Origin of the sequence: Microscilla marina ATCC 23134 (assembly GCF_000169175.1) — a bacterium.
GTDB lineage: Bacteria > Bacteroidota > Bacteroidia > Cytophagales > Microscillaceae > Microscilla > Microscilla marina.
The window spans coordinates 35,812-45,206 of record NZ_AAWS01000029.1; the positions used below are offsets into that span (position 1 = coordinate 35,812).

The 9,395-nt window shown below is 41.5% G+C and carries 1 protein-coding gene; it reads left to right on the forward strand.

Annotation, left to right across the window (positions count from 1 at the left end):
• The first annotated feature begins 830 nt into the window (after positions 1 to 830).
• Positions 831 to 9,065, forward strand: a complete 8,235-nt coding sequence (locus tag M23134_RS23290; protein WP_002700107.1) for a T9SS type A sorting domain-containing protein — start codon at positions 831 to 833, stop codon at positions 9,063 to 9,065.
• Positions 9,066 to 9,395 lie beyond the last annotated feature (330 nt).

Below are 9,395 nucleotides of genomic sequence, written 5' to 3' on the forward strand. Positions count from 1 at the left end.
ACCTGAACACATAAAATGTTCCTAATGGTTTGTGATGGGTATGTCCTGACTTTGCATTTAAAAAGAAGGCTTTGCCAGAAAGCTCAAATGCAGGATGAGCTCAGTGTTATAGCACCAACAGAGTGCGGTGCGATGATGGTGAAATTAACCAGAAAATACAAATAATTTTTACGGACTCGATATCCTTTTTGAGGTGGGGAAATTGTTTGTTTAGGCCTTAGTAAAGGTTGAGAGATGATGTTTTGTCTGCAACAATTTAACTACTGATAGCACTGCCATAAATAGAATATGATTTTTTTTAGTAGTTATTGAATAATGTAGCTGGAGCTAACTTTAATTATACGAGCATTAACTGTATATGTTGCAATATTAACTACTTTGGAGTACATTTGTGACCGCTAAAATTGAGCAAACTTTGAAACAACCACGAACTGATTGTAATTAAAAAATCCTGAATCATTGTACAACAATTATCAATTATTGTTGATAGTGCCAAATTTACGTACTGCTTATGTTAGTTATCCAAATATTTGAAGATAGTGTCAATAAATCTGTGTTTAAACTACCCCTGCATTTATTATTCTCCCCTTTTTTAAAATCATCACATCTATAAATAATCTTATCATTGTTTTGTAACAAATGTATCAAATCCGGCTACATAAACTCGCTCAAAGCACGCTTGATGGAAATGAACAGACTTTACCAAGATTTTTTTTAGTAATTCTATATATATACAAAACAGGCTTTATCAGGCATACAAACTATTGTGTATTAATTCGATACAGCACTGTGAATACATGATAACCTATTTTTAAAACACAAAACGTAAAATGTTAAATTTAAAACGAAGTGATAAAACCAGTCTGGGAGGACGGTTTGCTGCTCGAATCAAACGAAGTTTGTTGATCAAAACAAGCTTATTGTTACTGGTAGGTGGTGTAGCTCTGGCAAGTGGTACTACCTTGTATAAGAGATTTTTTGCTGTGAATATTACCCCTGCGGCTAACCTGGAAGTTTGTAGGGGAGGAGAAGCTAAACCCTTAAGTAAAATCACCATTAAAGAGGGAAATACAGATTTTGCATTAAATAAGAGTGGTAAGCTTATTTTGATTTTTTCTAACAATGATTTTGAAATGGCAGGTTCTCCCGAAACCAAGTATTATCGAGGAGGAACATATCAAAGAAATTTCACTACAGAAATTAGAGGTAACACTTTAGAGATAGATTATGTATTTGGTGGTTTTGTAAACGAGTTTCTCTCTATTGAAATTACTGGCTTGCAAGTAAAATCAACAGCAGGTGGAACTGCCACCAGTGTAGAATTAAAACCGAAATCTGGTACTACCAATGATATAGCTGGTTTGGATGAAAATGATGTACTTGCCAATATTAGTGCGATTGAAGTTCCCACTGGTCAGCCTACCATCTCTTCCAGTTCGCAGGCAAGCTTATGCCTGAATACCAATGGACAAACCTTGGAAGTAGATGCTGAAACTGGAATGACCCATGAATGGGAGCTGCCTAATGGCATTACTCAGGCCAGCCTTACGGCAAATTCTATTACTATTGATGTAGACAATAGTGTGCCTTTGGGCAATGCCACTATCAAAGTGCGTAAGGTAAATAGCAATGGGTGTAAAGGTGCCTGGCTAAACCATAGCGTAACTGTGATAGAAAAAGTAGGCAATCCAGGGAGTATATCAACGCTTAATAACGAACCATATGAAGGGCGAGTAACTGTTTTGACGTCAGACCCTATAACTGGTGCTGATGAGTACGTATGGATACTTGACCAATTGTTGATTCCTTTTGAAAATGCTTACACTGTAGTAAATGATGCAGGAACTGACAAGTTCCAGGTGATTACCCAAACCCCCAGACTTACGATAAAGGCGGGCGAAGTGTCCAGTAATACGTGGGTGTTAGCCGAGTTGAAGGGGCGCAATGTATGTAGTGAGGGCAATGATACGTATAAATACATCAATGTAAGAAACCTGAGTGGAGTAGTAGTAGAAAACATCCTCAAAGTAGAAGATTTGTGTATTGGTGGAGACTATCATTCTATAGGAGATATTGTATTGAGTGAGATCAATGCTGATGACTTGAGTTCGCGTGGGTCTCCCAATACTGCTGCGAGTGGCACTTTCAGGTTAGAAATGACCAGTACTGGTTATGAGTTTGGGGGAAACCCAGTCACTATTTTTAGTGAAAAAAACAATGGAAGCTTTTTGGGCAACTTTACCACCAGAATTAGCAATAACAAACAACGCCTAGAGATAGACTATGTGTTTGACAATGCCTCGTTGGCTGCATTAAATAAAATGATTATCAGTGGTTTGAAAATACGAGCGGTAGCTTTTAATACTACTAATGCAAATATTGCAATCATTCCAAAAGGTACTTCTGACTTTTTCCGTATCAACGACAAGGTTACCTTGGCAAGGGTGTCAAGACTTGATGCATTGCCTGATCCAGGATCATTTACTACTTCTGCCTCAGTACTTTGTACAAATACCGATGTAGACTTTACCATTGGTGCAGTGACGGGTGCGGCAGAGTACGAATGGGAGTTTCCTGATGGTATTACTGCCAACTCTACCAGTTCACCAGTATCCACCAGTAGTCCAACGGTCACCTTAAGAGTAGGAACCGGAGCCGTTAATGGCAAAGTAAGGGTAAGGGCAGTGAACGTGGGTGGTTGTAAAAGTAATTGGCTTGAGCAACAAGTAACAGTACGCAGTGCCCCCAATGTGGTTACCACTGTTATTGGTCCCAGTGAACTGTTTGTAGGCGAACAAGCTACCTATGAAGTAAGGGCGGTAGAGGGTGCTGACAAATATGTTTGGACTTTATCTAACGATGGACTGACGAGTAGTGATGTAACTGGAGTCCCTGGTAATACCAATCTTACTATCTATACCACTACTACCAACAAACTCACCGTGACTGCTGCCAATACAGTACCAGGCGGAGCCCAGAACCCTACATTGCTCAAGGTAAAAGCACTTTCGGACGATTGTGGTGCTGGAGGAGAATTTACCCAGAGTATTACGATCAAACCTTCAGGTGCGGTAATAGAAGCCTCAGCACTCAACGGAATATGTGCTGGTTTCTCTGGTATTTTACCTGACTTTACTATCAAAGAAACCTTCATTAAAGATTTTACTGGAGTAGGAACGCTCAAGTTTTTACCTGATGATGCCAATTTCGTGCTGGCAGGAACGCCAGAAGTGGTGGCATCTAACGGTAACTTTACGGCTACTATTCAGGAAGAAAATGTTGTAGGAGATTTACGTAAAGTGTTAGTGTTGAGCTACCAGTTTAATGCTGCTTCAGAAAATGAATTGAGTGCGTTGGTAATCAAAAACCTGGAAGTACAAGTAAAAGCAGGCACCAATGCTACCTCTACCGAACTCAAGCTACTAAATGTAGACATCACATCGGGCGGTATGAAAAACCTGGCAAACAACACTAAAGTAGCTGATTTGTCGTCAGTAGTGCCTCCCACGATTTCTGCGGCCGATCAGACAACGTTCGAGACAGGAACAGATGCCTGTGAAAATACCAACTTTATTTTGCAGGTAACAGGTATGAACAATGTAGATAGTTATGAGTGGCAACTTCCTGCCGGGCTTGCTCCAGTGACTACCCCAGTGTCTACTACCCAGTCTATTGAATTAAAGGTAAGCTCTGGTGCCCAAAATGGCAATGTAACCATAAAGGTGAGAGGCGTAAACAATGCGGGGTGTAAGGGTGATTGGTTGGAAAAAACGGTCACTATTAAGACTGCCCCTGATGCTCCAGGCAGCATTATAGGCGCACTTTCTATTTGTAAAGGACAATCTGCTATCTATTTTGTACCACCTATTGCCGGAGCAGATCAATATCAATGGGAGATTCCTACGGAGTTGTCTACAAGTGATGTGGATGTCAATGCTGATGCCAGTATATTTGCTACTGCGGCCAATATATTAACTGTGAGCGCCAACAGTGTTCCTACCGGAACTAATGCCCCTAATGTAAAACTGAGAGTGCGTGGTATCAAAGGAGGTTGTGCTACCACCGAAACTTTTGCTGAGTATGAGATTACTATTTTTGATACACCAGATGTACAAATAAAAGTAGGTGACAATGACCTGATCGAAGGACAAACCTTTGCTTCTAATGCTGACCCTATCATCTTAACAGGTGAACCCGCTGGGGGAGTATTTGCTGCTACTGAAGGAATAGTGACTACCGACGGAAATCAAACCGCGTTTGACCCGGAAAAAGCAGGTTTAGGCAGTAAAACTATCAAGTATACTTATACAGAGAATGGTTGCTCGGTAACCAAAGAGGTAGGAGTAGTGGTAGTAAAAGCTACTGAAACCGGGTTGAGTTTATCTTATTGTGAGTACGACTCCAAGCAAAGTTTTAGCATCAAAAGGGTCACTTTTGACGATACCAGAGGCAGGAAGAAATACATTCATAAGCTAATAGCAGTACCTGGTTTGGCTTCTAAAGATCCTTTAGACCCCACCGATGTAGGGGTGCCCGGAGAAATAGCCACGAATATTCCACGTAGTTGTGGCAACGACCCTTCTATCATTACTCAGGCCACCCTGGTCACTGATGAAGATATGTTCTATACCTTTGATCCCTCTTTAGTCAATGAATCAGTAACTATCCAAGCGGTAGAAGTAGAGGTGCGTGATGGTAGTTTTTGTGATGTTGATATTATAGACCTTGACAAAATTACTGTATACAAAAGACCTGTTCCTGGTGCAATTAGTGGCTCGGCTATAGTATGTTATGGAAGTACAGCTACTTATAAAATACCTGCTAAATCGGGACATACCTATCAATGGAGCTTGCCAGAAGGAGGAACTTTTGTGGATGGCATTGATGAAGGAGCAGAAGTAAAAGTAAACTGGACAGTAGCCAATGGAGACGACTATAAGGTAGATGTAACCGAAACAAATACCTTAACACCAAGTAACTGTAATACTCCGGCAACTACTTTTAATGTAGCAGTCAAGTCTTTGCCTACTCCTCACATTGTAAGCGATGCGGGCACCAATGCCTGTGCCAATACTACTGTCACTTATAAAGCTGCGCAAGATGCGAGTGGTACTCCATTTGGGGCGGGGTATACTTATAAGTGGACGGTTGACAAAGGCGATGGGATAAAAAGAGAAACCTCTGGAGTGTCTCAAATAGATGTTACCTGGGACGTGTTGGATGGTATTATTGCTTTGGAGGTGGTTTCACCTGCTTCTGAAGGCACTTGCTCAAATACTACTGGCGATATACCAATCACAGTAAGTACTTCGCTTAAACCCCAATTGGGTACCGAAGTAGACGCTAACCCATCGACAGGTGCTAAAGCCCGGAATAAAAAGAAAACTTGTGCTGGAAGTGAGGTGGTGTATAAATTATCTTCATTTACCAACCAAGCAGGGCTTACCTGGAAAGTTACCGGAGGAACTATACAAGATGCAAACGCTGAGAATTCTACTACCCCAAGAACCATTACAGCCGTAGATGAGATCACGGTGCTTTGGGCAAATAATGCCAATGGTACCATCGTCATTGAAGAAAATCAAGGAAGTTGTAATGGAGTAGAAAACGTATCAATAGAGATTGTGCAACCAGTGAAACCTGTTTTTGCTGTGGAAAATTCATACTGTAAAAATGATAACAGTGACATCACCCTGGCTATTTCTAATACTTTGCCTGCGGGTACAGGTCAGTTCCGTGAGCTTATCAAAGACGCTGGTGGAACGATCATCGATGATATTCCTTTTAATAATCCGTTTCAGCCCAATGCGTTGTCGATAGGCGAGCATAACATTGTGTATCGTTATACTACCGATGATGGAAACTGCTCTATAGATTCTGATCCCAGAACTTTTAAAATTGAAGAGCCGCCTACATTGTTACTATCCATTACAGGAGAAAGTGATTTTGATCCTTTAGGTAACCCAGTAGTACCAGTGTACTGTATTAGTCAGGGTAACATTACTCTAGAGCCTAAAATTACGGCACCTGTAGCCTCTATCCCTGGCAGTAATGATGGGTCTATTGAAGTGAAAAAAGGTTCGACAGTGATCAAGACTTTGCCTGATGGTAGCAATACATTTAATATCAATCAATCTATTACAGAAGGTGGCGAGTACACTATTACTTATACATATTCTACTGGTTGTGGTGGAAGCGCCTCGCGAACTATTCAGGTAACCAAGCCTGAAGCGATTTTGATTAAAGCAAAAAAAGAAGACAATACCACCGAAGATTTGACCAGCTATTGTGTGCGTGAAACACCTTCGGTGTATTTGGTGCCAGTGGTAGGAACCAACGAGTTGTTAAATCCTGTATTGGAAGATGGTAAAACCTATTTTATGATCAGGCGATTGTCTGGACCCAAAGGTAGAATGACCAACTTTAAACTATTAAAGGACATTGCAGGAAATTTGACCAATGTGCTGGATGTAAGCAACCCTATATTTGACGAAACCCCAGTAGCACCGGATGCCTCTACTCAAGAGTGGAACACAAACTATGGTGAATACTCGGTAAAGTATATCAATGGAGGTTCGGGTAGTGTGGCCTGTGCCAATCAGTCGGCAGAGTTTACAGTTGTTCTTAAACGTTTGCCTGAGATAGAGTTTACTGGTTTAAACAAGGACAAAACCTATTGCGACGACGTGGCCAGTGTTCCATTGGAAGCCAGAGACGGGCAAAATATTGTGCCAGGTGCAGTCTTTACTTATCAGAAGGTCTTCTCTGATGGCTCTAAAGGAAATGCAGAACCTATTCAGAATGGAGTGTTTAGCCCAGAAACTGTAGGAGCAGGTACTTATGAAATATCAGTGTCGCACACCGAAGATGGTTGTTCAAACAGCTCTGATATGCCAGAAGTGGTCACTGTAACGTCTGTACCCAAAGATATTAAAGTAACTGCCACTAAGGTATACCACGAAAGCAGCATACAGTTTACAGCTTCGTCTAACAACCTCAGTATGGGTGGGCAATGGAGTTGGTTGATTGACGGGAGTGCCTTGAATGGGCAAAACCCTACGAAAGAGTTTGGCAACACAGAGGCAAAAAATGTAAGTTATGACCTAAGTGTACGCACCCAGGCACAAGGGGGGTGTGAGAAAAAAATAACTAAAGAGTTTTTGCTTGATTTCGATGTGACAGGGTTTTGTGCAGGAGGTGTTACTACGTTTGAAAACAAGAGTAAATTGTTTAACGACGATAAGGTTAAAACCATTACCTGGAATTTTGGAGATAAAAATACGGAAACGATGGGTACAGAGGCTACCCATTCGGTACAAAACTATACGTACGCCACGCCAGGTACTTATTGGGTTACCCTTACTATTACTACCGATGACGATATAGCTACCTACGTGCTGCGTCGTCGGGTAAATATTTTCAAAGTCGTTACTGTTACTCCACAAGCACCTTACTTTGAAAACTTTGAGGCAAATAATGGTTTTTGGATACAACAAGGGAGCGTAAAAGTAAATCAAATACCCAAAGATAGCACAAGCTGGAAATGGCAAACTCCTAAAGGCAAAAATATCCCTGCTAACCAAGGCAATGTTTGGGTTACAGACAATAACGACAACCCTCACTCTAGTGATAGCTCAAGCTATAACAACAATGAGCAGTCTTATGTGGAAAGCCCTTGTTTTGATATTACAGCACTTGACAAGCCCATGTTGTCGTTTAAGTACTGGTCTGATACTGACCCTGGGTCTGATGGAGTAGTGTTGTTATATACTGTAGACGATGGCAAAACCTGGAAAAGACTGGGTAAACAAGGCGATGGACTCAATTGGTATGATGCTAAAGGGGTGCTGGGCAAACCAGGCATTGGTATCGGAGCAGATGTAAACAGTGGTGATCAGGGATGGACAGGCAACGCACAAGTAAGGAGCACAAAAACCTGGAAAGTGGCTCGTTTTGGGATAAATAGCGTGCTAAACGATATGCCTGCTAATCAGGGAGTAAAAATGGTGAGGTTTAGAATGGCCTTTGGTAGCAATGCAGATAACTCACAAACCAATAGTTATGAAGGGTTTGCTTTTGATGACATTAGAATAAGCAACCGTAACCGTACTGTGTTGCTCGAATACTTTATCAACGAAAGTGTAACAAATGCTGAAGCCATGGACAAAGCCGCCAAAGATTTCTCTACTGGAGGCAATGCCAATGAAGTGATTAGTATTCATCACCATACTGGGTTTCCTGCTGCGGACTTTTTTAATGAGCAAAACACCAAAGATCCTAGTGCAAGGGCGTTTCATCACGGCATAAGGGCAGTACCCAGAGGTGTAGTAGACGGCTATGCCCAAGATAACACTGAGCTGGATACCTGGGCCCAAGATACCCTGGCTACGCGTATTTTGGTGGAGTCGCCTTTTAGTATAGCCATTACACAACCTTCGGTTACAGGCAAAAAACTGACAGGTTCGGCTACGATCACTGCCCTTGAAAGCATTGACCACCCAGTGGTAATGCACGTAGTGGTGATAGATGCTGAAGCTACTGCCAACGGGAAAACCTTTTACAATGTAACCCGCAAGATGTTGCCTGATGCCGCTGGAACTTACCGTACAAGTGCCTGGACTGCCGGAGAAAGTCAAACCTTGAACTTTGAATGGAGCGATATAGGCGACTTAGACCCCACAAACTTTAAAGTAGTGGTGTTTGTAGAAGACTATAACTCTAGAGAAGTACACCAGGCAGCAACCGTTAGTGTGAGCATAAAGCGATTGGACGAAAACCAAAGTGAGCACGAGATTACTGGAGTAGGAGATGAACTGTTGCCTTCTGGCGCCTTGTTGTTCCCCAACCCGGTATCAGACCAGGTAACGGTGACTGTAAAAACGTTGTTGTCGCCAAAAGCACAATGGCAAATATGGTCAATCACTGGTAAACTGCTTAAGCATGGACAGTGGGGGACAGGTAAAAAATCAATGAAAATAGATGTAAATAACCTGTCACAAGGTTTGTACATTTTAAGGATTTCAGATAAAGGGCGAACCTCTCAGTTGAGGTTTGAAAAACTTTAAGTATTGGTGTTAAGAGCACCTGACTTATTGTACAAAGCGGTTTAAAACAGCCGCCTTACTTGTAAGTTTTATAGATATATTGGAGGGCATTGCCACTGTTTTTATGGGGCAATGCCCTTTTTTATTGGTTTATTTCTTTTTTAAAAAACTATCAGAAATAAGGATAAAGACCGATTGCTGATAAAAATTATGAAATGAGCACTTGATAGTGATGCTTCTGGTTGGTACCCTTAAATAGGGCGTTTTGAGTGAGCGCAGGTGCTGTAGCAATAAGAAAACCCTTGCACTTTGTAGGTGTATGAGTTCAAATAGAACGTGAAAAATATTTAA